Origin of the sequence: Stenotrophomonas maltophilia group sp. Smal13 (assembly GCF_030236855.1) — a bacterium.
GTDB classification, from domain to species: domain Bacteria; phylum Pseudomonadota; class Gammaproteobacteria; order Xanthomonadales; family Xanthomonadaceae; genus Stenotrophomonas; species Stenotrophomonas maltophilia_A.
Genome location: NZ_JASJSQ010000029.1, coordinates 1 through 26,315, shown reverse-complemented (window position 1 = coordinate 26,315; position 26,315 = coordinate 1). Strand labels below are relative to the sequence as shown.

Genomic DNA, 26,315 nt, shown 5'->3' with positions numbered 1-26,315 from the left:
CACCCCGTCGCTGCCGCGACGGCATCCAGCCACGCCGCGCCCGCGGCCCCGCCAGACAACTCCCTCCCCGCTGCCCGTGGTGCCGTGAACGCGCCGACGGGCCCGCATGTCCCTGCGCGCGCAGGGCGCAGGATGCCCCATGTCTGTCGCCGAAAATTCCCGCTTCCGTCGTGCCCGCCTGTTGTGGGCGGTGCTGGCCATCGCCCTCGCCGCCCTTCTGGCGTGGTGGCTGTGGCCCCGGAATGGTGCCGGCAGCAGCGACGATGCGCCGGGCAAGACGGTGCCGGTACGCGTGGCACGCGCCAGCGCCGAGCCGCTGGTGCTGCGCCTGAAGGCGGTCGGTACGGTCACCCCGCTGCACAGCGTGGTGGTACGCAGCCGCGTGGATGGCGAACTGCTGCGGCTGCATTTCCAGGAAGGCCAGCAGGTGAAGGCCGGCGATCTGCTGGCGCAGATCGACCCGCGCCCGTATGAAGTGAAGCTGGCACAGGCGCAGGGTACCCAGCAGCAGAATCTGGCCGAGCTGGAAAACGCCGAGCGCCAGCTGCAGCGCTACCGCGAACTGCAGAAGCAGAACTACGTGTCCGGGCAGGAACTGAGCGACCAGCAGAGCAAGGTGCGCCAGCTGCAGGGTCGGCGGGTCAGCGATCAGGCGTCTGTTGACGAAGCGCGCCTGCAGCTGCAGTACACCCGCATCACCGCACCGGTCAGTGGCCGCGTCGGCTTGCGCCGGTTGGACGTGGGCAACCTGGTGCGCGCCAGCGATGCCGAAGGCCTGGTGACGCTGGCGCAGACCGCGCCGATCAGCGTGCTGTTCACCGTGCCCGAACCCGAGCTGCCTGCGCTGCTCGATGCCGTGCAGGCGCAACCGGCACTGGCGGTGGAAACCTGGGACCGCGAAGAACGCCGGCAGCTGGCCCGCGGCTCGCTGTCCAGCGTCGACAACCGCATCGATACCACCACCGGCACGTTGAAACTGCGTGCGCACTTCGACAACCACGATCTGGCGCTGTTCCCCAACCAGTTCGTCAACGTCCGCCTGCAGCTGGGCGAGCAGCCCGCGCTGCTGATTCCCGATGCCGCCGTGCAGTTCGGCAGCCAGGGCAACTACGTGCATATCGTCGACAAGGACAGCAAGGCACAGCGCCGCACCGTGGTGCTCGGTCCGGCCGATGATGGGCGCGTGGCCGTGCGCTCCGGGCTGGCCGCAGGGGACAAGGTGGTGATCGAAGGCATCGACGGGCTGGAAGACGGCACGGCGGTGGAGATCATCACCGAGGAGGCCGCGACCAAGGCCGGCGCATGAACCTCTCGCGCCCGTTCATCCTGCGCCCGGTCGCAACGACTCTCCTGATGGTGGCGCTGCTGCTGTCCGGCGTGCTGGCCTATCGCCTGCTGCCGGTGGCGGCGCTGCCGCAGGTCGATTACCCGATCATCCAGATCACCACGCTGTATCCGGGGGCCAGCCCCGAACTGACCACACGCACCATCACCGCACCGCTGGAGCGCCAGCTCGGCCAGATTCCCGGCCTGAAACAACTGTCGTCGACCAGTTCCGGTGGCGCCTCGGTCATTACCCTGCAGTTCGGGCTGGAGGTGTCGCTGGGTGTGGCCGAGCAGGACGTGCAGGCCGCCATCAACGCGGCGGGCAGCTTCCTGCCCGGGGACCTGCCGGTGCCGCCGGTGTACCGCAAGGTCAACCCGGCCGACACCCCCATCCTGACCTTGGCGGTGACCTCGCAAGGCCTGTCGCTGCCGCAGGTGCACGATCTGGTGGATACGCGCATCGCCCAGCGCCTGGCGCAGTTGCCCGGCGTCGGCCTGGTCAGCCTGGCCGGTGGCCAGCGCCCGGCGGTGCGCATCCAGGTCAATCCAGCGGCGCTGGCCGCCAACAACCTGGGCATGGACCACATCCGCACCGCCATCGCCGCCGCCAACGTCAACCTGCCCAAGGGCAGTTTCGATGGCCCGATCCGCGCGGTGATGCTCGATGCCAACGATCAGATGCGCAGCGTGGATGAGTACCGTGCCCTGATACTGGCCTGGCGCGACGGCGCGCCGCTGCGGCTGGGCGATGTAGCCACCATTACCGATGGCGCCGAGAACCGCCAGTTGGCTGCGTGGAGCGGTACCACGCCGGCAGTGCTGGTGAACATCCAGCGCCAGCCCGGCGCCAACGTGATCGCCGTGGTCGAGCAGGTGCGTACGCTGCTGCCGCAGCTGCAGGCCACGCTGCCCGCCGGCGTGCAGATGAATGTACTGAGCGACCGCACCGAATCGATCCGCGCGTCGGTGCGCGGCGTGCAGAAAGAACTGGTACTGGCCATCGGCCTGGTGGTGCTGGTCACCTGGGTGTTCCTGCGCAATCTGCCGGCCACGCTCATTCCCAGCGTCGCGGTGCCGCTGTCGCTCATCGGCACCTTCGCGGTGATGCTGCTGGCCGGCTATTCGCTCAACAACCTCACCCTGATGGCGCTGACCATCGCCACCGGCTTCGTGGTGGACGATGCCATCGTGATGCTGGAGAACATCGCCCGCCATCTGGAGGAAGGCGAAAGCCCCCGCGATGCAGCGCTGAAAGGCGCAGCCGAGATCGGCTTCACCCTGGTGTCGCTGACTGTTTCGCTGATCGCGGTGCTGATCCCGCTGCTGTTCATGGCCGACCTGGTGGGTGCACTGTTCCATGAGTTCGCAGTGACACTGGCTGTAGCCATCGGCATTTCGCTGGTGGTCTCGCTGACGCTGACGCCGATGCTGTGCGCGCGGTTCCTGAAGCCGCACGCGAAGACTGCACATGCGCCCGATGTCTTCGACCGCGTCATCGGCCTCTACGACCGCCAGCTGCGCTGGGTGCTGCAGCGCCAGCCGCTGATGCTGCTGGCCACCGTTGCCACCCTCGCACTGACCGTGGCGCTGTACTTCGCCGTGCCCAAGGGTTTCTTCCCGGTGCAGGATGCCGGCCTGGTGCAGGGCATCAGCGAAGCGCCGCAGGCGATCTCATTCCAGGCGATGCGCGAGCGCCAGCAGGCGCTGGCGGCGGCCATCGAAGCCGACGAGGCGGTGGCCAGCGTCTCGTCCTACATCGGCGTGGACGGCAACAATGCCACGCTCAATACCGGCCGCCTGCTGATCGAGCTGAAACCGCACGGCGACCGCGATGGCGCCGCCGTGGTGATGGCGCGCCTGCAACAGCGCGTGTCGAAGATCCCCGGCATCACCCTGTACCTGCAGCCGGTACAGGAGCTGGGCATCGAAGACCGCATCAGCCGCACCCAGTACCAGTTCACCCTGACCACGCCGGATCTTGAAACACTGGAACGCTGGACCCCGAAGCTGCTGCAGGCGCTACGCCAGCAACCAGCACTGCGCGATGTCGCCAGTGATCTGCAGATGCAGGGGCGGCAGGCACGCGTAGCGATCGACCGCGATGCGGCGGCGCGCCTGGGCGTAAGCGTGGAAGCGGTAGCCGATGCGCTGTACGACGCCTATGGGCAGCGCCAGATTTCGACCATCTTCACCCAGGCCAGCCAGTACCGGGTGGTGCTGGAGGCCGATCCTTTACGACAGCCCGGGCCGGAGGCGATCACGGGCCTGCGTGTGCGCAGCAGCAGTGGGCAGACCGTGCCGCTGGGTGCGGTGGCACGCGTGGATCTGGGCCCGACCACCCTGCTACGCAATCACGTGGGCCAGTTCCCGGCGGCCACGCTGTCGTTCAACCTTGCCCCGGGCGCTTCGCTGGGCGAAGCGGTGGAGGCTGTGCACGCCGCGCGCGCACAGGTGAACCTGCCGCAGAGCATCGAACTTCGCCTGCAGGGTGCCGCAGCGGCCTTCAGCAGCTCGCTGTCGTCCACACTGTGGCTGATCCTGGCCGCGGTGGTGGTGATGTACATCGTGCTGGGCGTGCTCTACGAGAGCTTCATCCACCCCATCACCATCCTCTCCACCCTGCCCTCGGCCACCGTCGGTGCGTTGGCGGCACTGTGGGTAAGCGGACGCAGCCTGGACCTGATCGCGGTGATCGGCATCGTGCTGCTGATCGGCCTGGTGAAGAAGAACGCGATCATGATGATCGACTTCGCGCTGGACGCGCAGCGCACACGCGGCATGTCACCGCGCGAGGCGATCCATCAGGCCGCGCTGCTGCGTTTCCGGCCGATCCTGATGACCACGCTGGCCGCGCTGTTCGGCGCAGTGCCGCTGATGCTGGCCAGCGGTTCCGGCGCCGAGCTGCGGCAGCCACTGGGCTGGGTGATGGTGGGGGGGCTGCTGGTCAGCCAGGTACTGACCCTGTTCACCACGCCGGTGATCTACCTGGCCTTTGATCGCCTGCAGCGTGGCCGTGCGACGTCCCCGGTGGCCGTTGACGAGGCGAGCGCGTGACCCCCATCGCGCGCCTGGCGCAGGCCTGCGTGCAGCGCCCGGTAGCGACGATCCTGCTGGCGGTGGCGCTGGTGCTGGCCGGCCTGCTGGCATTGCGCCTGTTGCCGGTGGCGCCGCTGCCACAGGTCGATTACCCGGCCATTGAAGTCAGTGCCAGCCTGCCCGGCGCCTCGCCCGAGTCGATGGCAGCCACCGTCGCCACGCCGCTGGAGCGCGCACTGGGCAGCCTGCCCGGCATCTCACGCATCGACTCGGCCAGCACCCAGGGCCAGACCCAGATCGAACTGAAGTTCGTACTCGGCCGCGACATCGATGAGGCAGCGCGTGAAGTGCAGGCCGCCATCAATCTTGCACGCGGGCAGTTGCCCAGTGGCATGCCCGGCATGCCGCAGTACCGCAAGGTCAATCCCTCACAGGCACCGATCCTGGCGCTGGCACTGACCTCGGACACGCGTTCGCCAGGCCAGCTGTATGACCTGGCCTCCACCGTGCTGGCGCAGAAGCTGTCGCAGGTGCCGGGCGTGGGCGAAGTGCAGGTGGGCGGCAGCGCCTTGCCCGCCGTGCGTGTATCGCTGGACCCGAATGCACTGAACCATGCAGGCCTGGCACTGGAGGACGTGGCCCAGGCCATCGGCCGCGCCAACGCCATGCGCCCGCTGGGTGCCGTGGGCGATGACCGCCAGCAGTGGCAGCTGGAAGCGCCGCTGCAGCTGCGCCAGGCCGCGCAGTACCGCGAACTGGCATTGAAGGTCAGCGACGACCGCACGCTGCGGCTGGGCGATGTCGCCGCCGTTGCCGATGGCGTGGAAGACCGTTACGCCAGCGGCTTCCACAACGAACGCCCCGCCGTGCTGCTGATCGTCAGCCGCCAACCCGGCGCCAACATCATCGCCACCGTTGATGCCATCCAGGCGCAGCTACCGCAACTGCATGCGCTGTTGCCCTCCAGCGTGGACATGCGGCTGGTGATGGACCGCTCGCCGGTGATCCGCGCCACCCTGCACGAAGCAGAGCTCACGCTGGTGCTGGCGATCGTGCTGGTGGTGCTGGTGGTGCTCGGCTTCCTCGGCCACTGGCGTGCAGCGTTGGTGCCCAGCGTGGCGATTCCGGTGGTGCTGTTCGGCACGCTGGCGCTGATCGCGCTGATGGGCTTCTCACTCAATACGCTTTCATTGATGGCGCTGATCGTCGCCGCCGTGCTGGTGGTGGACGATGCCATCGTGGTGCTGGAGAACATCGCCCGCCATCGCGAACTGGGCGCCGACCGCTGGCAGGCGGCAGTACGGGGTGCATCGGAAGTCGGTGCCACGCTGCTGTCGATGAACGTTGCACTGGCCGTGGTGTTCGTCTCCATCCTGTTCCTGGACGACTTCGTCGAACGCCTGTTCCGCGAATTCTCGTTGACCCTGGTGGCGGCCATGACGGTCTCCGTGCTGGTCGCGCTGAGCCTGGTGCCGATGCTGTGTGCACGATTGTTCGTGGATGCCGCGCAGCAACCCTCGCGCTGGCAGCGGGGCAGCAATGCGCTGTTCGAACGTGTGCGCAGCGCCTACCTGCGCACGCTTCAGGCCAGCCTGCGCCGGCTGCGCTGGCCGTTGCTGGCCTTCGTTGCAGTCATCGCGCTTAACACGTGGCTGTTCCAGCAGGTGCCCAAGGGCATCGTGCCCAAGCAGGACACCGCGCAGCTGCGCGGCTTCGCGCGCGGCGATGACGGCCTGTCCTTCCAGGCCATGCAACCGAAGATCGATGCGTACAGGAAGCTGTTGCTGTCCGATCCGGCCATCGAGGACATCATCGGCTACATCGGTGGCAGCAACGGGGTCAACAACGCCTTCATCATGATCAAGATGAAGCCGCTGGCCGAGCGCAAGGTGTCCAGCCAACAGGTGATCGACCGCCTGCGCGCGCGGCTGCCCAAGCTGCCCGGCGGCAATCTCTATCTGTGGGTGGACCAGGACATCCGCCTGGAGGGCGCCGGCAGCAGCGGCAAGTACGAGTTCCAGCTGCTGTCGGCCGATACAGCACCACTGCGCGAATGGGCGCCGAAGGTGGCTGCCGCGCTGCGTGGCCTGCCCGAACTGGTGGACGTGGAAGCACAGGGAGAAGCAGGCATGCGCCAGGTGGTGCTGGATATCGACCGCGAAGCAGCCGCGCGCCACGGCGTGGACCTGCGCACGGTGGCCAACATGCTCAACAACTCCTTCAGCCAGCGCCAGGTCGCCACGCTGTACGACAGCCTCAACCAGTACCGCGTGGTGATGGAGCTGGACCCGAAGCACACCCAGGACCCGGGCACGCTGTCACGACTGCAGGTGATCGATGGCAACGGCCAGCGCATTCCGCTGTCGAGCATCGCCAGCTGGCGCTATGGCATGGCACCGGACCGGGTGTACCACAGCGAGCAGTTCGCCTCCATCTGGATCGAGTTCGCGCTGGCACCGGGGGTGGGACTGGAACAGGCCACGCAGGCGATTGAAGGTGCGATGTCGAAACTGATGCTGCCGCGTTCGGTCCAGGGAAAACTGTCCGGTGAAGCCGGCGGGCTGGATCAGCTGCGCGCGCGCCAGCTATGGCTGGTGCTGGGCGCCACGCTGGCGGTCTACCTGGTGCTGGGCATCCTCTACGAGAGCTTCCTGCAGCCGCTGGTGATCCTGTCCACCCTGCCTTCGGCCGGTGTCGGCGCGCTGCTGGCGCTGTGGCTGTTCGGCAACGAACTGAACCTGATCGCCCTGCTCGGCCTGTTCCTGCTGGTGGGCGTGGTGATGAAGAACACCATCCTGCTGGTGGATTTCGCGCTGGCCGGCGAGCGGCGCGGGCTGAGCGCGCAGGATTCAGTGATGGAAGCCGCGCGGTTGCGCCTGCGGCCGATCCTGATGACCTCGCTGGCGGCGCTGCTCGGCACGCTGCCGCTGATGCTGGCCAACGGCGAAGGCTGGGAGCTGCGGCAACCGCTGGGCATTGCGATTGTCGGCGGCTTGCTGGTCAGCCAGTGGCTGACGCTGTACACGACCCCGGCGATGTATCTGGCCTTGGCGAGGATTCGGGCGAAGCGGTGAATGTGGGGCGGGGAATTCATCCACGCGTGGCGTGGATCTACCGTCAATGCCGCACGACGAACCCGCCGGACCGGCCGCTGGATGGCGCCTGCAGCTCCTCGTTGAAGGCTGCCTTGATGGCCTCGACCACCACGTCACGGTCCATGCCCTCACTGGTCACCAGCGCGTCGGCGACGTGCTGGGCAACGTCGGCAAGAATTCGCCCCCAGGCACGTTCTTCGCGGATGTCGGGGCGATCCTCGTACAGCCCCACTTTCAATGATGCATGCAGCCCGCGCTCAGCGATCCACACGCGAATCATCTCGACCGAAGATTCGTCGCGTTGGGCAGCTTCAGGGATGATCAGTTCTTTCATGGCGGCAGCCGCAAGGAGAAGTGATCGCATTGTGGCCCACATCCATGCATGGCGTGGATCTACTGCGGACCTTGAGTAGAGTCCAAGGCGGATCATCGCACTGTGCGGACTGGACCACTTGGCGTGCCGGGTGCGACCCGACGGGCCCGCGACAAATGTGGCCTCCAGCGGGTCGTAGCCGTCATTGCCGGGGACGGCGAATCGTCCACGCATGGCGTGGATCTACTGCCACCCCGGCGATGTACCTGGCGCTGTCGCTCATGCGCAGCGCCAGGCGCATCGCCGGTGCAGATGGGCCGGTCTCCAACTCCGACCGGCCCTGATCGCGGCCGCACCCCCGCAGGCGCTGGCCGCCATCCACACACGTGCCGCACTCAGGCGGCTTCCATCAAGCTGCTTCGGACACCTTCACGTCGCGACGGGCGCGCACGGCCGCAGCCAGTCGCTCCAGCACCGTCACGGTGGTGTCCCAGTCGATGCAGCCATCGGTGATGCTCTGCCCATAGACCAGCGGCTGGCCTTCCACCAGTTCCTGGCGACCACCGACCAGATGGCTCTCGATCATCACGCCAACGATGCGCTGTTCGCCGTCTTCCAGCTGAACGGCGATGTCGTCGATCACCTTCGGCTGGTTCTCCGGGTTCTTCAGGCTGTTGGCATGGCTGGCGTCGATCATCAGACGCGTCGGCAGCTTGGCCTTGGCCAGCACCTGGCAGGCCTCGGCGACACTGCCGGCGTCGTAGTTCGGCTGCTTGCCGCCGCGCAGGATCACATGGCAGTCCGGGTTGCCGGTGGTCGACACGATGGCGGTGCCACCCTGCTTGGTGACCGACAGGAAGTGATGCGGGTTGGATGCCGCACCCACGGCATCGGCCGCAATCTTCACGTTGCCATCGGTGCCGTTCTTGAAGCCGACCGGGCACGACAGCCCCGACGCCAGCTCGCGATGCACCTGGCTTTCGGTAGTGCGTGCCCCGATCGCGCCCCATGCCACCAGGTCGGCGATGTACTGCGGCGAGATCACGTCGAGGAATTCGACACCGGCCGGCAGGCCGAGTTTGTTGATGTCGCGCAGCAGGCCGCGGGCGATGCGCAGGCCCTTGTCGATCCTGAAGCTGCCGTCCAGGTCCGGGTCGTTGATCAGGCCCTTCCAGCCCACCGTGGTGCGCGGCTTCTCGAAGTACACGCGCATGACGATTTCAAGTTCTCCGGCCAGCGCGTCACGCAGCGGCTTCAGGCGCTGGGCGTACTCGATGGCGGCGTTCGGGTCGTGGATCGAGCACGGGCCAACCACCACCGCCAGGCGGTCGTCACGGCCATGCAGGATCTGGTGCAGGGCCGCGCGCGAGGCGCTGACGGTGTCGGAAGCTTCATCGTCACAGGGCAGCATCGCCAGCAGCTGGGCGGGCGGTGTCAGCGGTTCGATGGTGCGGATACGCAGGTCGTCGGTGTGCGGGGGCATTGCAGGAGATCTCCGGAACGTTGGGGGTCCCCAGCGTGGCGGCATGAAAAAAGCCGCCAGGTTCGCTGGCGGCTTTCGGGAATGCGTCTGAAGCTTTCTTCAGGGTGAGCGCAGTCCTTCCTCCGCCAGTGGCTTCGGAAAGTAATACCAGTAAAAGCTGGTGGGGGCTGCGTTCATGGGATCTATTGATAGCACAGCTTTTGCGCAGTGCAAAATGTTTCATCCGCAACTGGGGACGCGGTTCAGGCACAGGGGACAGCCACGCGTACAGTCGTTCAGCCCTCACCCTTCACTGGACTGCCTCCCGCCAAGATGCGCTCGTCATAGCCGTCCGGGTACCAGTACTGATACGGCCGCCCCTCATCGTCCTCTCCGTGATGCTGCTTGATCAGTCGAGGATCCACCCAGAGAGGCAAACGATCTCGATCCGAGCGGAGTGCAAAGTCAGGGCAGCGTACCTCACCATCTACTTCGATCTCATTTTGCACCGTCGCCAGGTAGCTCGCTTCGAAGTTCCCCGCAACATGCACGTACTGGCCTGTCTCAAGAAGGGTATCAACCTGCACGTTGCCCCCAACAAAGAGGCCGCCATCATTGAGTGAAGATGCGTATATGTGCTTGCAGGTCAAATTGTCACGGACGAAAACCCAACCACCACAGATGAAATTTTCAGTGGTCACGCTTCCAAGTACGACTACACACCTGAGCTCGTCCAGATCATTGAGATGCAACGTACCTCCCACGTTCAGATCGCCTTCAATAATCAGGCAATCGGTGTCCCAATCCGAACGCACATCCTCATCAAATGTGAAGCCGTCCATCGTACTGAATGCCAACGGTGGTTCCGGCACTGGATCTGTTGTGGATGCGAGTATCCGTTCTCGGATGCGCCGCAATGCTATTGCACCTTCCGAGTCTCCAGCTGTCTCGACGATCTCCTCAAGCATCCGTGCTGTTGTTCTATCTTCAGCCGGATCTGGCTCGAAGTTTGTTTCAATGGTCTCAATGGCCATTAGCGCAATACGACTTCCATCGCGTTCGAGAATAGCCCGGGCGTCGACGACCGAAATGGCGTTCGAATTCAGCAGGCGAATCCTGCTGTCTGGAAACATTTGCATGGTGTGAATCGCTAAAGATTGACTTGACATGATCGGCTGTCGAGAGTCTGCCCATCCATGCAATGAATCCGAAAAAGCGTGCGCATCTCCCCCGCGATCCATGCTGCGACGCATCAGGACCGTTGCTGCACGGCCTAGTTGGCTTGGTCTGCCCCGCCCCCAAGCGACTCAACGTCATAGAGCCCTCTACCTGCGATGCACTTCCACGTCCAGCAGCAGGCCCTCATGGATGTCGGCCCAGCGCTCCAGCACGCGATCCAGTTCCTGCCGGGCTTCGTCCAGCTGCTCGGGGTTGAGCAGGGAACGCGCGGTGTAGAGGTCGGAAACCAACCGCCGCAGGGCCGATTCCGGGATGGCCACCGACGGCCCCTCCAGGCCCGGCAACTGCAACGCCGGGCTGTCGCCAAGAGGGCCGAACAGCGTGACCTGGAGCGTGCTCTGCATGATCGACTTCCCTGCGGATGGACATGGGCAATGCACTGTTTACCGTGTCTAGGTGACAGGCGCATGTGCCTCCCATGCCGAGGCCCGGGATCTGCCGGCGTCTGCCGCCCCGCTACAGGGCGGCCAGGTCGGCCAGGTGCTGGGCCATGCTGTCCATCGCGCCTACCGCATGGGTGGTGGTGAAGTACGCATGCCAGCCGGTCGCGGCGATGCCGGCCACCAGCGCATCGACCTCCTCGCGGCTTGCACAGCGCCAGACCGCATAGAACTGCTCATCGCTGCCGTGCGGTACGTCCGTGGCAATGCGGCCCATCGCCAGCGGCGTGATGCGGGCTGGATCGAACTGCTGCATGCCGGCGCCAATACGGGCGAAGAAGGCATTCCGCTGCTCGGGCGGGAGTGCGGTCCAGGCAGGTGTGGCGGTGTAGAGCTCGATGAAGGTGTGCGACATGGTGGTTCTTCCTTGAGGTTTACGAGGTTGCGGGGTTGCGGGGTTGCCGGCCAGCGGCCGGCACTACCGGAACGAGCGCAATGCGCGTTTGCGGATGTAGGCGTTGGCGTCGCTGTGGCACTCGTGCTGCCAACGCGTGCACAGCTCGCGCAGCCACTGCGGCTGAGTCTTGCCGGCGTCATTGAGCCAGTTGCCGACCGAATCCTGCACATAGCGTTCCGGGTCGTCAGCCAGTGCTTCCAACATGGATAATGCAAGTTCCGGATGCTGCTTGAACAGTGCGATATGCGTGGCCCAGACACCGCGTGGGCGCAGCGCTTCACAGGCAAAGCGGCGCAGGTACGGCGATGTTTCCTGTGTCCAGGGTTGCAGGTACTCAAGCGCCTGCATCGACGCGGCAACGATGTCCGTGCGTAGCGCCAGCCACGCCCATTCGCGCACACCGAAGTGTGGGTCATCGGCCAGCGTGCGCATCTGCTGCAGCTTCTCTGCCAACGTTGCGCGGGCATCGCTGCCGACCAGATAGCAGGCCCAGCCACGCACGGTATCGGAGCTGTGATCCTGCCAGAACTCAGGCGCACCCTGCCCCGCCTCACGCAGCAGTTGCGCGGCCAAGGCCATGCGCAGCGTGATGCCCTTGCCTGAGGCATCCCGCATGCGTTGCAGCGCTTCCGGTGCAAGCTCAGGCGCCACCACCTGCAGCAACGCGGCGAAATCCACTGCCAGGCATTCGGCCAGATGGGTGGTGGCAACGCGACCGGTGTTGAGTTCATGCAGGCGTTGCGCCGCAATCGCCGGGCTCATGCTGCAGACTCTCGTCCAGCATCGGTGTGCTGCCAGACCTTGTGCAGCAACCGCGACAGCTGCTGCTGTTCATCGGTATCCAGACCATTGAACAGGCCACCGATCCACTGTGTGTGCTGGTCAAACAGTGTCTCGGCCAAGCGTTTTCCCCGTGCGGTCAATACGATCTGCAGGCGACGGCCATCCTCAGCATCGCTGCGACGCTGCAGCAGTTCTTCGCGCTGCAGGCCATCGAGCAGGCCGCTGATGGTGGCGCGGGTGACGCCTGCGCGTTCGGCCAGCTCGTGGGGCGGTAGCGTGCCACCGGCCCCATGCAGCAGGAACAGCACGATGAAGCGACCCTCACTGAGCCCGTGTGGCGCCAGCCGGGTGGCGCAATCGTGGTCGATGGACGACGACAACGACAGCAGCTGGAAGCACAGGTGCAGCTGCGCGACGTTGGCGTGGCCGCGTCGCTTCGCCTCATCCATCAGGGCATGGTGCTTGGCTTCGATCATCATCCATACCGATATGATTAGGCGCCTAATCATAAATCGAAAGAGCGGTGCCGCGTCAATCCGTACGTGCTGTCAGGGAGCCGTCCCCAGCAGCAGGCGGGCGATCAATCCACCGCCATCACGCTGCAGCAGCTGCAGTTCACCTGCATGCCGCCGTGCCACGTTGGCCGCCACTGCCAGCCCAAGTCCCGCTCCGCCGGTGGCGCGACTGCGCGAACTCTCGCTGCGCTGGAACGGTTGCAGCAGGCGTACACGGTCGCCCTCGGCGATGCCCGGTCCGCGGTCCATCACATCCAGCTGCGCCCTGCGCCCCACCACCGCGACCCGCAGTTCCACTGCGCCGGCATAGCGAGCGGCGTTGTCGATGAGGTTGTCGATCGCCCGCCGCAGCAGGAGCGCATCGCCCTGCCAAGGCAGCACGTCCGGTCCCTCGGCGGATATTTCGATGCCGCGCAGGAGAGCACTCTGCACGCACTCTTCCAGCAACGCCGCCAGGTCAAGCTGCCGCAACTCCAGCGGTTGCAGTTCGCCGCGTGCGTAGTCGAGCACCTGCTCGATCATCGTATCCATGCGTTCGATGTCGGCCACCATCCGTGCGGCCTGTGCCGGTGGTGCGAACTCCGCACGCAGGCGCAGGCCGGTCAGCGGCGTGCGCAGGTCGTGCGCTACAGCAGCCAGCATGCGGGTCATGTCCTGTGCCTGTTCGCGCAGCCGCCCACGACCCGCGCTGATCGCCGCAGCCAGCACCTGCACTTCGCGCGGGCCGTCATCCGGCAAGGGTGTATCGGCCTGCAGATCCACACGTGCACTGGCTTCGGCCAAGCGTCGCAACGGGCGCCCCAAGCGGATTGACGCCCATGCTGCCAACGGCGCCAGCAGTACGGCACCGCCCAGCAGGGCAAGCACCACCTGGCGGCGCCAGGCCGCCAGATCGCTGTGATCGCTGCCCACCACCCGCCAACGGCCATCGGCCTGGCGCACGCCCAGTTCGAACGGCGGCCATTGCATGGCGGTCAGCACTGCTGACTGCGCCTTCAGTACGCCGGCCCGCGCCGTGGCATCCAGCACCGCGCCACCTTCGATGATCTGCACATCGGGCGCCTTGCCTTGTCCACTCCATACCAGCCGAACATCCTCCACCGGCGAGCCCAGCTGCAGCGCCGCCAGCTGCGTAAGCCAATCGCTGGCGCTGCCTTGAGGCGGCGCTGCCTGCGCCGCCAGATGCAAGCCCAGCGACGCCGGCGTCTGTTCCCCCCGCAGCACCTGCGTGGCCTGGTCCAACCGCATCGGCGGCGGCGCGGGGCGTGGCATCCAGCCCACCACCGCGAGGCTGACCAGGGTGGCCAGCAACAGGCTGGCCAGGGCCAGCACCGCGATCCAGCGCGCAGTGGACCAGCGGGTATTCACAGCACCTGGACCTCGGTACCGAAGCGATAGCCTTCCCCGCGCAGTGTCTGCACCAGGGTTTCAGCGCCGGGCACTGCGTGTCCCAGCTTGCGGCGCAATCGGCTGATCGCCAGATCAATGGCACGATCAACGCTGTCGCTGGGTTCGCCGTGCATCAGCTGCAGCAACTGCTCGCGGCCGAGCACCCGCCCGGGGCGCTCGGCCAGCACCAGCAGCAGGGAAAATTCACCACGGCTCAAGGCCAGCTCAGCGCCATCCGGCGTGATCAGGCGGCGCTGCCCAGGAAGCAACCGCCATCCAGAAAAGCGCAGCTCGTTGGCCACCTGCTCACGCAGCTTGTGCTGGCGGCGCAACAGCGCCCGCACCCGTGCCAGCAGCTCACGCGGATCAAACGGTTTGGCCAGGTAGTCGTCTGCCCCCATCTCCAGACCGACCACCCGGTCCGGCGCGCTGCCCATCGCCGACAGCATCAGGATCGGGATCGCCCGCGCCTGCAGCCGGCGGCAGACCGACAGGCCATCCTCGCCGGGCATCATCCAGTCGAGGATGATCACGTCCGGGCGCTCGGCCTGCAGCAGCACATCCAACGCCGCCGCACCGCCCGCCACCCGCACATCGTAGCCATGCAGCTGCAGGCAGTCGGCGATGGCATCACGGATGCTGGCGTCGTCATCGACAACGATGACCCGGGCGGGAGCGTTCATGGGGTCAGTATCGGGCCGTTGTGTATCAGGACGGTATCAGCGCCGATATTCCCGCGATACGCCAGGGCGCGCCAATGGTCGTCATCGATCACTACGGAGATGCCCCTTGCGCCTCACCCTGCTTCCCCTGCTTCCCCTGCTTGCCCTCCCGCTGCCTGCGCTGGCAGGCGATGCCCCCGAACACGTGCTGCCGATGTGGATGCAGGGCGGGCATCCGGCCGTGGCCGTCTCGCTGGACGGGCGTGCGGAGCCGTTGCGCTTCGTGGTCGACAGTGCAGCCGGTGCGACCCTGGTGGATGACCGCGTGGCCCGGCGCTATGGTCTGGAAGACGCCGATGCGGCGGTGTCGCATGCGCAAGGCGCCAGTGCGAAGGCGGCCCAGCTGCGACGGATGCGCACCACGTCCTGGCGGCTGGGCAGCTGGCAGCTGCAGGCCAGTGGCGTTCAGGCCGATCTGTCCTCGTTGGCGAAGGATGATGAGGCGGTCATTGATGGCCTGGTCGGCAATGACCTGACCGGACGCTGGGATACCCGCTGGGACTTCGGCCGCAATGAGCTCGCGCTGTGGACCCCGGGCCGGCTCGCGCTGGATGGAAACGGGTGCCAGGCCAACGCACTGCCGGATCGCAAGGCTGGATTGCGCCACTTCGGTTTCATCACGGTGGCACTGGGTGATGCCGGTGTGGAAGCCATCGCCGTGGTCGATACCGGCGCGGCGCAGACCGTGCTCAATGCCGAAGCCGCACGCGCATTGGGCGTGCGCACCGACGGCAGCGACCAGCGCGTGCGTGTTCGCGGGAAAGGCACTGAAGGCCTGGGTGGCGGAAGGCAGGCCACCTGGCTGTACACCCTGCCCAGCATGACCAGCGCTGGCTGGCGACATCCCCAGATGGAAGTACGGATCAGCGAGCTGCCGGTATTCAAGGCCATTGGCCTGGAGGCACCGCCGGCGCTGATCCTCGGTGCCGATGCAATGCGCGGCGGCCAGGTGGACATCGGTGCCGGCGCCGCACGGATCTGCCTGCGTCGGCCGGCCAACTGAGCAGCGGCCGGCGCCTGCGAACGTGCTACCAGTCCATCGCCTGCGGCGCCGGCCCCGGGTGCGACGGGAACAAGGGCAGCACTTCTTCGGCCAGCTCCTGCAGCACCTCGCCGGCAGGCCGCTCGGCGAACTGGATGCCCAGCGCGGCATGGTTGACGCCGGCCCGCTGCCAGGCCTGCAGCAGATCGATCAGGCCCTTGCGGCCGGTGCGCAGGGTATAGCCCCCTTGCAGCGGCGTGCGTGGATGATCCGGGTCATCCACCAGGTCGATCCACTCGTTGGTCATGTGCGGACGGAAGCCCCCCTCCGGGATCAGCGTGCGCCAGGCACGGATCTTCGCGGCCAGCCGCTGCGGGCCGGCGGCGTCGTGGGTGGCCTCGGGATAGGTCAGCCAGCCATCGGCATGCTGGCCGATCCACTCCAGCGACTGGCGCGCACCGCCGGTGACAACCAGCGGAACGCGACCACTGACTGTGGGCGGCAGCAACTGCACACCCTGCTCGGCCCCGGCATGTGTCATCCGCCCATCCGTGCCCGGCTGCAGCCAACGGCGCATCTCGTTCATTGCGGTAGCGAAACGTTCTCCGCGCGCCGCGTGCTCCAGTCCATAGGCCGGGAATTCCAGCGGGCGATCACCGGACGCCACACCCATCACCAGCCGCCCACCAGACAGCTGATCGATCGACGCCGCCGCTTTGGCCAGATCGATCGGGTGGCGCAGGGGCAGCACCACGCTGCCGGTGGCCAGGGCCACGCGCTGTGTGCGCGCTGCCAGCCACGCAAGGTAGGTGAATGGATCGAACAGCTGCCCCGCATCGCCGAACAACGGATCGAACAGCGGTACGTCACGCACCCATACCGCAGCGAAGCCATGGCGGTCGATCTCCTCCACCAGCCGCGCCTGGCCCTGCAGCACGGCCATGTCGCCCTGGTAGAAGCGCAGCGGCAGGTAGATGCCCAGGGTCAGCGCGTCGGCGCGGAACATGCGCTGGTAGCCCGGGTGCGTGGCAAAGGCGGGCGCCGATACGCCCGGCATCGCAAGGGAATCATTCATCAGCATCGCCTCCTTACGGTCCGGTGGCCGGTTCGGGCAGCTGCACGCCGCGCTGTACCGCAGGGCGTGCTGCAACCCGCGCGTACCACGCATCCAGATGGCGATGCCGCGAGAAATCGATGTCGATGATGCGGGCGATGTGCAGCCAGCCGAAGTGGGCGATGTCGGCAATCGAGTAGTGATCGCCAGCCAACCACTCGCGTCCCTGCAGACGCTGGTCGAGTACGCCGAACAGGTCGTCGCTCAGGCGGCGGTAGCGTTCGATTGCCGCGGAATCGGGCTGTTGTGCGAAACGCTCGAAGTGCACGCGCTGGCCGAGGATCGGGCCGACGCTGGCGGCATGGAACATCAGCCAGGTCAGCGTCTCCCAGCGCGCAGCCGGTTCGGAAGGCAGCAACGCATTGCCCTGTTCGGCCAGGTACATCAGGATCGCCGCCGACTCGAAGACAACGATGCCGCGCGCGCGATCTTCCAGCACGGGAATGCGGCCATGCGGGTTGAGCCGCAGGAAGTCGGGATGGCGATGTTCACCATCGGCGATGTGGACGTGGTGAAGGTGATAGGGAAGACCCAGTTCTTCCAGTGCGATGGTGGCCTTGAAGCCATTGGGAGAACTGTCGGAGTACAGGTGCAGCGAAGGTTCGTTCATGGGAATCCTGGACGCAGGGAGCGACGGCATGCATCGGCCGTTGAAGGTGGCCGGGCGATGCGGGAACGGGCGCTGCAGCAGCCGTGCAGGCAGTCTAGGAAAGGCCTGCGTCGCGGGGAAACGATGTCTCCTGCACGGGGAGTTGAGCGGGGCTCAACGTGCGCGACGCGCGCGCGACAGCCTGCAGTGCGGTCGATATGCTGTCGCAGCGCGGCGCGTGCCGACGCGGTTACAGGAGAGTTGAGATGGGTGCGGTGCTGCCGCTGCTGGGCCTGCGGGCCTTCGTTGAAACCGGCCGACATGGCAGCCTGACCGCCGCCGCAGATGCGATGGGGGTGACACCTGGTGCAATCAGCCAGCAGCTTCGACAGCTGCAGGAGCGGCTGGGCGTGAGCCTGTTCGACCGCACCCGGCATGGCGTGGTGCTCAGTGCAGCCGGCGCGCGTGTGTATCCGGAGCTGCTGCAGGCCTTCGACCAGATCGCACAGAGCCTGCAGACACTCGAACGCTGGGAAACACGGTGCACGCTACGCATCAGCGCGGCACCGAGCTTCGCCGCACAGTGGTTGGCGCCGCGACTGGGCGGGTTCAGTGCGTTGCATCCGCAGGTGGACGTGCAGCTGGACTCGAGCGCGGCGTTGGTCGACCTGCGCCGCGAGGGGGTGGACATCGCGATCCGTCATGGTCTGGGCCGCTACCCTGGCCTGCATGCCGAGCACCTGATGGCACCGGTACTGCTGCCGGTGGCCAGCCCTGCGCTGCTGGCCAGCACGCCTGCCGTGGGTACAGTGCAGGATTGCCTGCAGCTGCCGCTGCTGCAGGACGCCGACCGCAGCGACTGGCGGCTGTGGTTCCAGGCACTGGATCTGCCCGGCGATGAACGACTGGAGCGCGGCCCTGCGTTCGATGACGACCTGTTGCTGATCCGCGCGGCGGTGGCCGGGCAAGGCATCGCCCTGGTGCGCGACATCCACGCGGCCGAAGAACTCGCCAATGGCCGGCTGCAGGTGGTGATCGACCAGCCCTGGCCACAGGCCTTCGCCTACTACGCGGTGACGCGTGCGGACGGCGAGGCCAACGCGGCGATACCTGCTTTCATGACCTGGTTGCATGCAGCACTGATGACGCCGCAGGCAGCAGGCACACACACCCTGCAGGACGCAGGATGAGCCGCTCGGAAAGCGATGCCATTGCAGCCGGCCACAAAAAAACCCCGCCTTGCGGCGGGGTTTTTCATTGCGGGGCGAACGTGGGGACTTAGAAGTCCATGCCACCCATGCCGCCCATGCCGCCCATGCCACCGGCGCCACCCATGGCCGGCTCGTCCTTCTTCGGAGCTTCGGCAACCATGGCTTCGGTGGTGATCATCAGGCCAGCGATCGAGGCCGCGTTCTGCAGCGCCGAACGGGTCACCTTGGTCGGGTCCAGGATGCCGAACTGCAGCATGTCGCCGAACTCGCCGGTGGCGGCGTTGTAGCCGAAGCTGCCGGTGCCTTCCTTGACCTTGTTGATGATGACCGACGGTTCTTCACCGGCGTTGGCCACGATTTCGCGCAGCGGGGCTTCCATCGCGCGCAGGGCGATCTGGATGCCGTGGTTCTGGTCTTCGTTGGCACCCTTCAGGCCGGCCAGTGCGGTGACCGCACGGACCAGGGCCACGCCGCCGCCCGGGACCACGCCTTCTTCAACGGCTGCACGGGTAGCGTGCAGGGCGTCGTCGACGCGATCCTTCTTTTCCTTCATTTCGATTTCGGTCGAAGCACCGACCTTGATCACGGCAACGCCACCGGCCAGCTTGGCCACGCGTTCCTGCAGCTTCTCGCGGTCGTAATCCGAGGAGGTGTCCTGGATCTGGGTCTTGATCTGGCCGACGCGTGCGTCGACGGCAGCCTTGTCACCCACGCCATCGATGATGGTGGTGTTTTCCTTGGAGACCTGCACCTTCTTGGCGCGGCCCAGGTCCTTGATGGTGGCCTTTTCCAGCGACAGGCCCACTTCTTCGGAGATCACGGTGCCGCCGGTCAGCACGGCCATGTCTTCCAGCATCGCCTTGCGACGGTCGCCGAAGCCCGGCGCCTTGACGGCCACGACCTTGACGATGCCACGGATGGTGTTGACCACCAGGGTCGCCAGCGCTTCGCCTTCGACTTCTTCGGCCACGATCAGCAGCGGCTTGCCGGCCTTGGCGACGCCTTCCAGCACCGGCAGCAGGTCACGGACGTTGGAGATCTTCTTGTCGTGCAGCAGGATGAACGGGTCATCCAGGTCAGCGGTCTGCGACTGCTGGTTGTTGATGAAGTACGGGGACAGGTAGCCGCGGTCGAACTGCATGCCCTTGACCACGTCCAGCTCGTTGTCCAGGCCCGAGCCTTCTTCAACGGTGATCACGCCTTCCTTGCCGACTTCCTTCATCGCGTCAGCGATGATCTGGCCGATCGACTCGTCCGAGTTGGCCGAGATGGTACCGACCTGGGCAATCGCCTTGTCGTCGGCGGTCGGCTTGGAGATGGTCTTCAGCTCGGCAACGGCGGCCACGACGGCCTTGTCGATACCACGCTTGAGGTCCATCGGGTTCATGCCGGCGGCAACAGCCTTGGCGCCTTCGCGGATCAGGGCCTGGGCCAGCACGGTGGCGGTGGTGGTGCCGTCGCCAGCGTCGTCGTTGGTGCGGGAAGCAACTTCCTTCACCATCTGCGCACCCATGTTCTCGAACTTGTCAGCCAGTTCGATTTCCTTGGCGACGGAGACGCCGTCCTTGGTGATGGTCGGCGCGCCGAAGCTCTTTTCCAGCACGACGTTGCGGCCCTTCGGGCCCAGGGTGGCCTTGACGGCATTGGCGAGAACGTTGACGCCGCGCACCATGCGCGAACGGGCGTCTTCACCGAAACGAATATCCTTGGCAGCCATTGCAATTACCTCATTGGTAGCGCCGGACGATGCCCGGCGGCTGGGATTTGGGGATCAGGTTGAAACAGGTCGCGCCGAGGCTCAGCCGATGACGGCGAGCACGTCGTCTTCGCGCAGGACCTTGTACTCGACGCCTTCGCTCTTGTACGAGCTGCCGGCGTACTGGCCGTAGATGACCTTGTCGCCGACCTTCAGCGACGGCGCGCGCACGCTGCCGTTGTCCAGCGGCTTGCCCGGGCCGACGGCCACGACTTCACCCTTGGTGGACTTTTCCTTGGCCGAATCCGGAATGACGATGCCACCGGCGGAGATTTCGTCGGCTTCGATCGGCTTGACCACAACGCGGTCGTGCAGCGGCTTGATGCTCATGAGAGACCTCTTAAGTTATTGATTGGTCTGAAAAAGTCTGGCGATGTTAGCACTCACCCCAGGTGACTGCCAGCATTGCTCGCGAAAAAGCCCGATGAATCGGGAGCAGGACAGAGATGGAGCTGGCCCCGGACCTTTCAAGGCCGCTCGCGGAAAAAATTTCACTGCCCCGGGCCCACTCGATCTGCGCCCATGTGAAGGCCTGGATGCCGGTGCAACGCGGCAACCCTGTCTCTGGAATCCTCGACTTTTGGTGACTCGCGTCGCACTGTCAGATATCTGACGTTCATTTACGACAAAGTGTCACTGGATCGGCCTTAGGCTCGGCCGCGCATTCCCAATCACAAGGAGTAGTCGATGCGATTGCTGTCCCCGCTTGCCGCCGCCTGCCTGCTGGCGCTGGCCGCCGCGCCGGCCCAGGCCGAGGTCTTCATCAACGAACTGCACTACGACGACAGCACCGCCGCCGGTGACGTCGGCGAAGCCATCGAAGTGGTCGCTACCGCGGGCGAGGACCTGTCCGGCTACCGCCTCTATCTCTACAACGGCAGCAATCCTTCGGCCGCCACGGTCTACGCCAACAATCCGGTCCCGGCCGGCACCGCCGCGGGTTGCGGCAGCGCCACCCTGGCCGTGGTCAGCTACCCGACCAACGGCCTGCAGAACGGCCCGAACGACGGCATCGCCCTGGTCGATGCCAGCGGCAAGGTGGTGCAGTTCCTCAGCTACGAGGGCGCCATCACCGCCTCCGGTGGCCCTGCCGCCGGCATGACCAGCCAGAACATTCCGGTGGCCGAGACCAACAGCACGGCCCCGGGCACCTCGCTGCAGCTGACCGGCAGCGGCAGCCAGTACGCCCACTTCACCTGGGCCGAATCGGCCAAGCAGACATTCGGCAACTGCAACAACGGCCAGACCTTCAGCGGTGGCGGCACCCCAGGCCCGAACACGCCGCCGTCAGTGTCCACCACCACCCCAGCGCAGGGCAGCAGCACCTTCCCGGCCGCGGCCGACCTGGAAGTGGTGTTCAGCGAGACGGTGAACCTGGCCAGCGGCGCCTTCGCCCTGAGCTGCGGCACCTCCGGCAGCGTGCCGCTGACCTACCCGGCCAGCGGCCGCAGCGTGAAGCTGTCCACCAACACCGCGCTGGTGGCCGGTGAAGCCTGCCGCTTCGACATCCGCGCCGCGCGCATCACCGACCTGCAGGGGGCGCACCCCGCCGCCGACAGCCGCATCGCCTTCACCGTGGCCAGCACCGGCGGCAATCCGGACCCGGGCAACCCGGGCGTGCCGGCCGGTTACTACTCCAAGGTCAACACCAGCAGCCCCAGCCAGCTGCGCTGCTCGCTGCACGCCACCATCAAGGGCCACACCGCCTACCCGTATAGCGGCTCGGACACCAGCACCTGGACCATCCTGGAGATCGCCGACGAGGATCCGAACAACAGCGGCAGGATCCTGGATGCGTACCGCAACCGCAGCTACGCCAAGGTGACCGATCGCGCCGGCAGCGGCGGCGGCCTGAAGTACAACCGCGAGCACACCTGGCCGAACTCGCTGGGCTTTGCCAGCACCATCGGCGACAAGGGCCTGCCGTACGCGCCGTACACCGACACCCACATGCTGTACCTGACCGACGCGCAGTGGAACGCCGACCGTGGCAACAAGCCGTTCGGCAAGTGCGACGCCAACTGCGGCGAACGCGCCACCGAGGCCAACAACGGCCAGGGCGGCGGCAGCGGCGGCTACCCGGGCAATTCCAACTGGGTGCGCACGCCGGACGGCAACACCGGCACCTTCGAGGTGTGGGGCAAGCGCAAGGGCGACATGGCGCGTGCGGTGATGTACATGGCGATCCGCTACGAGGGCGGCAAGGATGCGGCCACCGGCCAGTCCGAGCCGGACCTGGAGCTGACCGACGACCGCAGCAGGATCGTCAAGACCAGCAGTTCGCCGGCCTACATGGGCCTGCTCTCGACGCTGATCGACTGGCACCTGTCCGATCCGCCGGATGATGCCGAGCGTGCCCGCAACGACGTGATCTACAGCTTCCAGGGCAACCGCAACCCGTTCATCGACCACCCCGAGTGGGCGACCCCGGGCCTGTTCACCTCGGCCAAGCCGGCCTCCTGCCAGCTGGCCAACTGACCGCGCAACGCAGCGGTCCACTGCCGCCGCCGGGCCCTGACCCGGCGGCGGCCCTATACTCGACGGTCATGTCGACCGTCGATCCCGTCCTGCTGCTGTTGACCACCTGCCCGGACCGGGCCAGTGCCGAGCGCATCGCGCACGCGCTGGTCGGCGAGCGCCTGGCCGCGTGCGTGACCCGCCTCGATGGCGCGCAGTCGACCTACCGCTGGCAGGGCGAGGTGACCACCGACGCCGAGCTGCAGCTGCTGGTGAAGACCACCGCGAGTCGCGTCGATGACGCGATTGCCCGGATCGTCGAACTGCATCCGTATGAACTCCCGGAGTGCATTGCGGTCGAAACCCGGGCCGGCCTGCCGGCGTATCTGGACTGGATCCGGGCACAGACCCGGGAGGACACTGATTGAAGACTCTGTTTGCGCGTGGCGCCGCCTTGTGCGCCCTGTTGTGGCTCTCGCTGCCGGCGTTCGCCCTGGATGAGAAAGACCTGCTGCCGGTGGACCAGGCGTTCGCACTGACCGCGACCGCCGCCGAGCGTGGCCAGGTGCAACTGCAGTTCAAGATCGCACCGGGCTATTACCTGTATCGCCACCGCACCAGCGTCAAGGCCGACCCGGCCTTCAATGCCGGCGCGCTGCAGATGCCCAAGGGCGACAAGCACCACGACGATTTCTTCGGCGAAGTCGAAACCTATCGCGAACGCCTGCAGGCCACCCTGCCCGGCACGCCGACCGACGCCGCCGGCACCATCAGCCTGGAAGTGCGTTACCAGGGCTGCGCCGATGCCGGTGTCTGCTACCCGCCGCAGAAGCGCGTGGTGCAGGTCACCCTGCCGGGCGCCGGTGCGGCGGCCGCGGTGCCTGCCGCGCGTACCGGTGCGGCAAGCCCGTTCAACAACCCGCTGGCCGGTGCCGGCAACAGCGGCGGCCTGCGCCTGCCGGGGGCGGCCAGCAACAGCCAGGCGCTGCCGCTGCCGTCGGAGCAGGCGTTCGGCTTCGACGCCATCGCCAGCGACGGCAATACCCTGCTGCTGCGCTTCAGCCCGGCACCGGGCTACTACCTGTATCGCGACCGCACTTCGGTGAAGCTGGACGGCAGCACCGGGGTGCTGGCCGACAAGCTGCGCTGGCCTGCCGCACAGTCGCATCGCGACGAACACTTCGGCGATGTCTCGGTGTACTTCAACCAGGTGGAAGTGCCGCTGCCGCTGCGCCGCTCCATCGCCGATGCGGTCGACAGCACTCTGGTGGTGACCTTCCAGGGTTGCCAGACCGATGGCATCTGCTACCCGCCGATGACCCGCCGGGTGAAGCTGTCCATTCCGGCCGGCAAGGTCAGCAGCAGTGCCGACCAGGCGCCACCGCGCAATGAGGTGATCAGCCCGCTGCCCGCTGCCAACGGCGCACCACGCGAAGCCGCCAACGGCGCACCGCTGCGCCTGCTGCCAACCGTGCCCAATACGGATGCAACGACCCCTGCTGCAGGTGACGGCACCGCCAGCAGTGAGTTCGCCGCCGATGCACAGGGTGACAACGCGCTGCGCACGCGACCGCCGGTGACCACGCCGAATCCGGACCGTTCGTTCGTATGGGTCCTGCTGCTGGCGCTGGCCGGTGGCCTGGTACTGAACCTGATGCCCTGCGTGCTGCCGATCCTGTCGCTGAAGGTCCTGAGCCTGGCGCAGAGTGGCGAAAGCCCGCAGCGCGCGCGCAGCCATGCCCTCTGGTACACGCTGGGCGTCTTGGTCGCGTTCGCGGTGATCGGTGCGTTGATGGTTGGCCTGCGCGCGATCGGCAACGCCGTCGGCATCGGCTTCCAGCTGCAGCACCCGGGCGTGGTGGCGGCGCTGGCCTACATCATGTTCGCGGTGGGCCTGAGCCTGTCCGGCGTGTTCACACTGGGCGGCGGCATCGGCAACCTCGGCCAGTCGCTGGCCAGCCGCAGTGGCCCGGCCGGTGATTTCTTCACCGGTGCGCTGGCCTGCGTGGTCGGCAGTGCCTGCGTCGGCCCGTTCATGGGCGGCGCGATTGCCTACGCGTTCATAGCCCCGCCGCTGAAGGCGATGACCGTGTTCCTGTTCCTCGGCCTGGGCCTGGCCCTGCCGTTCCTGCTGATCGGCTTCGTGCCGGCGCTGGCGCGCCGCCTGCCCAAGCCGGGCCCGTGGATGGAAACGCTCAAGCACGTGCTGGCCTTCCCGATGTATGCCACCGTGCTGTGGCTGCTGTGGGTGCTGGGCAAGCAGCGCGGCGTGGACGGCATGGCGCTGGTGCTGGGTGGCCTGCTGCTGCTGGCCTTCGGTCTGTGGCTGTTTGAACGCAACCGCTGGACCGGCTCGCGCGCCGTCACCCTGCTCGGCGTTCTGCTGGCGATCGGTGCACTGGTTCCTGCCTGGGGCGTGACCCAGCTGGCAGCGCCGGCGCGTGCCGCACAGGCGGCGACTGACAACGTGGTCGAATACTCGCCGCAGCTGCTGGATCGCCTGCGCGCCGACAACCGCGTGGTGTTCGTGAACATGACCGCCGACTGGTGCGTGAGCTGCAAGGCCAACGAGCGCGCCGTGCTGTCGCGCCCAGAGTTCAAGGAACTGCTCAAGCGCACCAACGCGGTGTACATGCGCGGTGACTACACCAACGTCGATCCGCAGATCACCACGTTCCTGGAAGAGCACAAGGCCGTGGGCGTGCCGCTGTACGTGGTGTACGGCCCCGGCGCACCGCCGACCGTGCTGCCGACCCTGCTGACCCAGGCGGTGGTCGAGGAAGCGCTGCTGCGCACCGCACGATGAAATGGCAACGGCCAGCGCTGCTGTGGACAGCGGTGCTGGCCGCCGGCCTCGGCCTGTGGGCCGGGCATCGATTGGCTCCCGCGCCGGCTGCACCTGAGGCCATGCCAGCGGCGCCTGCGGTGGCGGCGGTGGCACCCGCCCTGCAGGTCGGCGACAGCCTGCCCGCGCTGTCGCTGCCCGATCTTGAAGGCCGACCGCTGGACCTGCGCCAGCACGCTGCCGGCCGCCCGCTGCTGATCAACGTCTGGGCCAGCTGGTGTGCCCCCTGCGTGGAAGAGATGCCGGAGCTGGCACGCTTTGCCCATACCCAGGGCAGCGAAGGCGTGCAGGTGCTGGGCCTGGCATTGGATACGCCGGAAGACGTGCGCCGCTTCCTGCAGCAGGTACCGGTGGATTACCCGATCGTGATCGAGACACCCGGGCCACGCGATGCCAGCGTGCAGCTGGGCAATACGCAGGGCCTGCTGCCCTACAGCGTGCTGTTCGATGCACAGGGCCGGCTGGTGAAGGCGAAGCTGGGGCCGTTCGCCCACGGCGAGATCGACAGCTGGGTGAAGTGAGGGTGTTTTTTGCAGGGCTTGCAGCCCTGCACCCTGCTCAATGCAACGCAACGGCAACGGCAACAGCCAAAGCGGGCATTCCGTGGGTTGGCGGGACGGTATCGGAGTGCGGGGACGCTGCAA

Annotated in this window: 22 protein-coding genes; 9 read left to right on the top strand and 13 right to left on the bottom strand. The window is 66.6% G+C overall.

All coding sequences use genetic code 11. The features are described 5' to 3' along the window. Positions 1-139 precede the first annotated feature (139 nt). The 3 genes from QRO95_RS11850 to QRO95_RS11840 are packed head-to-tail and all read left to right on the top strand — an operon-like array spanning position 140 to position 7,436. A complete protein-coding gene (locus QRO95_RS11850; RefSeq protein WP_285302631.1) occupies positions 140-1,306 on the top strand; it encodes an MdtA/MuxA family multidrug efflux RND transporter periplasmic adaptor subunit in 1,167 nt (388 codons plus the stop codon). Then, entirely contained in the window at positions 1,303-4,380 is a 3,078-nt protein-coding gene (locus tag QRO95_RS11845) for a multidrug efflux RND transporter permease subunit (protein WP_285302630.1), read from the top strand. The genes QRO95_RS11850 and QRO95_RS11845 overlap by 4 nt, the downstream gene beginning before the upstream one ends. Beyond that, positions 4,377-7,436: an efflux RND transporter permease subunit gene (locus QRO95_RS11840; RefSeq protein ID WP_285302629.1), complete on the top strand. Its 3,060-nt coding sequence runs from the start codon at positions 4,377-4,379 to the stop codon at positions 7,434-7,436. The genes QRO95_RS11845 and QRO95_RS11840 overlap by 4 nt, the downstream gene beginning before the upstream one ends. 43 nt (positions 7,437-7,479) lie before the next feature. On the opposite strand, the gene QRO95_RS11835 is transcribed toward QRO95_RS11840, so the two are convergent. The 9 genes from QRO95_RS11835 to QRO95_RS11795 all read right to left on the bottom strand — a co-directional run bounded on the left by QRO95_RS11835 (position 7,480) and on the right by QRO95_RS11795 (position 14,678). Then, positions 7,480-7,791, bottom strand: a complete 312-nt coding sequence (locus tag QRO95_RS11835) for a DUF5076 domain-containing protein (protein ID WP_080356512.1) — start codon at positions 7,789-7,791, stop codon at positions 7,480-7,482. Between the two features lie 388 nt (positions 7,792-8,179). Next, on the bottom strand, positions 8,180-9,253 hold the full coding sequence (locus QRO95_RS11830) for a 3-deoxy-7-phosphoheptulonate synthase (RefSeq protein WP_049423420.1): 1,074 nt from the start codon (positions 9,251-9,253) through the stop codon (positions 8,180-8,182). Positions 9,254-9,528: 275 nt separating this feature from the next. Beyond that, on the bottom strand, positions 9,529-10,485 hold the full coding sequence (locus QRO95_RS11825) for a hypothetical protein (protein WP_180859884.1): 957 nt from the start codon (positions 10,483-10,485) through the stop codon (positions 9,529-9,531). Between the two features lie 72 nt (positions 10,486-10,557). Further along, positions 10,558-10,815, bottom strand: coding sequence for a hypothetical protein (locus tag QRO95_RS11820; protein ID WP_285302628.1), 258 nt, complete (start codon positions 10,813-10,815; stop codon positions 10,558-10,560). 112 nt (positions 10,816-10,927) lie between these two features. Then, positions 10,928-11,266, bottom strand: coding sequence for a DUF6616 family protein (locus tag QRO95_RS11815; protein WP_049400985.1), 339 nt, complete (start codon positions 11,264-11,266; stop codon positions 10,928-10,930). 63 nt (positions 11,267-11,329) lie between these two features. Further along, on the bottom strand, positions 11,330-12,070 hold the full coding sequence (locus QRO95_RS11810) for a DNA alkylation repair protein (protein WP_285302627.1): 741 nt from the start codon (positions 12,068-12,070) through the stop codon (positions 11,330-11,332). Continuing rightward, positions 12,067-12,567: a MarR family winged helix-turn-helix transcriptional regulator gene (locus QRO95_RS11805; protein ID WP_285302626.1), complete on the bottom strand. Its 501-nt coding sequence runs from the start codon at positions 12,565-12,567 to the stop codon at positions 12,067-12,069. Before QRO95_RS11805 ends, QRO95_RS11810 begins: the two co-directional genes overlap by 4 nt. 72 nt (positions 12,568-12,639) lie before the next feature. Further along, positions 12,640-13,938, bottom strand: a complete 1,299-nt coding sequence (locus QRO95_RS11800; RefSeq protein WP_285302639.1) for a sensor histidine kinase KdpD — start codon at positions 13,936-13,938, stop codon at positions 12,640-12,642. A gap of 32 nt (positions 13,939-13,970) precedes the next feature. Beyond that, positions 13,971-14,678, bottom strand: coding sequence for a response regulator transcription factor (locus QRO95_RS11795; protein ID WP_285302625.1), 708 nt, complete (start codon positions 14,676-14,678; stop codon positions 13,971-13,973). Positions 14,679-14,784: 106 nt separating this feature from the next. On the opposite strand from QRO95_RS11795, the gene QRO95_RS11790 reads away from it, so the two are divergent. Next, entirely contained in the window at positions 14,785-15,720 is a 936-nt protein-coding gene (locus QRO95_RS11790; protein WP_285302624.1) for a retropepsin-like aspartic protease, read from the top strand. A gap of 25 nt (positions 15,721-15,745) precedes the next feature. Here the strand turns inward: QRO95_RS11790 and QRO95_RS11785 are convergent, their stop codons facing one another. Together QRO95_RS11785 and QRO95_RS11780 are read right to left on the bottom strand one after the other, a co-directional pair. Further along, positions 15,746-16,774, bottom strand: coding sequence for an LLM class oxidoreductase (locus QRO95_RS11785; RefSeq protein WP_285302623.1), 1,029 nt, complete (start codon positions 16,772-16,774; stop codon positions 15,746-15,748). Positions 16,775-16,787: 13 nt separating this feature from the next. Further along, a complete protein-coding gene (locus QRO95_RS11780) occupies positions 16,788-17,423 on the bottom strand; it encodes a glutathione S-transferase family protein (protein WP_285302622.1) in 636 nt (211 codons plus the stop codon). Positions 17,424-17,668: 245 nt separating this feature from the next. On the opposite strand from QRO95_RS11780, the gene QRO95_RS11775 reads away from it, so the two are divergent. Then, a complete protein-coding gene (locus QRO95_RS11775; RefSeq protein ID WP_285302621.1) occupies positions 17,669-18,592 on the top strand; it encodes a LysR substrate-binding domain-containing protein in 924 nt (307 codons plus the stop codon). 88 nt (positions 18,593-18,680) lie between these two features. Here QRO95_RS11775 and groL read toward each other — a convergent pair whose 3' ends face one another. After that, positions 18,681-20,330: a chaperonin GroEL gene (gene groL / locus QRO95_RS11770; RefSeq protein ID WP_014038666.1), complete on the bottom strand. Its 1,650-nt coding sequence runs from the start codon at positions 20,328-20,330 to the stop codon at positions 18,681-18,683. 81 nt (positions 20,331-20,411) lie between these two features. After that, positions 20,412-20,699 carry a co-chaperone GroES gene (locus QRO95_RS11765; protein ID WP_006396661.1) on the bottom strand — a complete coding sequence of 96 codons (288 nt, stop codon included), beginning with the start codon at positions 20,697-20,699 and terminating at the stop codon, positions 20,412-20,414. Between the two features lie 357 nt (positions 20,700-21,056). Between QRO95_RS11765 and QRO95_RS11760 the strand changes: the two genes are divergently transcribed. The 4 genes from QRO95_RS11760 (at position 21,057) to QRO95_RS11745 (ending at position 26,192) form a co-directional block, all read left to right on the top strand. Continuing rightward, positions 21,057-22,847, top strand: a complete 1,791-nt coding sequence (locus QRO95_RS11760) for an endonuclease (protein WP_285302620.1) — start codon at positions 21,057-21,059, stop codon at positions 22,845-22,847. Between the two features lie 68 nt (positions 22,848-22,915). Beyond that, a complete protein-coding gene (cutA, locus tag QRO95_RS11755) occupies positions 22,916-23,254 on the top strand; it encodes a divalent-cation tolerance protein CutA (RefSeq protein WP_010481118.1) in 339 nt (112 codons plus the stop codon). Further along, entirely contained in the window at positions 23,251-25,632 is a 2,382-nt protein-coding gene (locus QRO95_RS11750; protein WP_285302619.1) for a protein-disulfide reductase DsbD domain-containing protein, read from the top strand. Before cutA ends, QRO95_RS11750 begins: the two co-directional genes overlap by 4 nt. Continuing rightward, positions 25,629-26,192: a TlpA disulfide reductase family protein gene (locus tag QRO95_RS11745; protein WP_285302618.1), complete on the top strand. Its 564-nt coding sequence runs from the start codon at positions 25,629-25,631 to the stop codon at positions 26,190-26,192. The genes QRO95_RS11750 and QRO95_RS11745 overlap by 4 nt, the downstream gene beginning before the upstream one ends. The last annotated feature ends 123 nt before the right edge of the window (positions 26,193-26,315 follow it).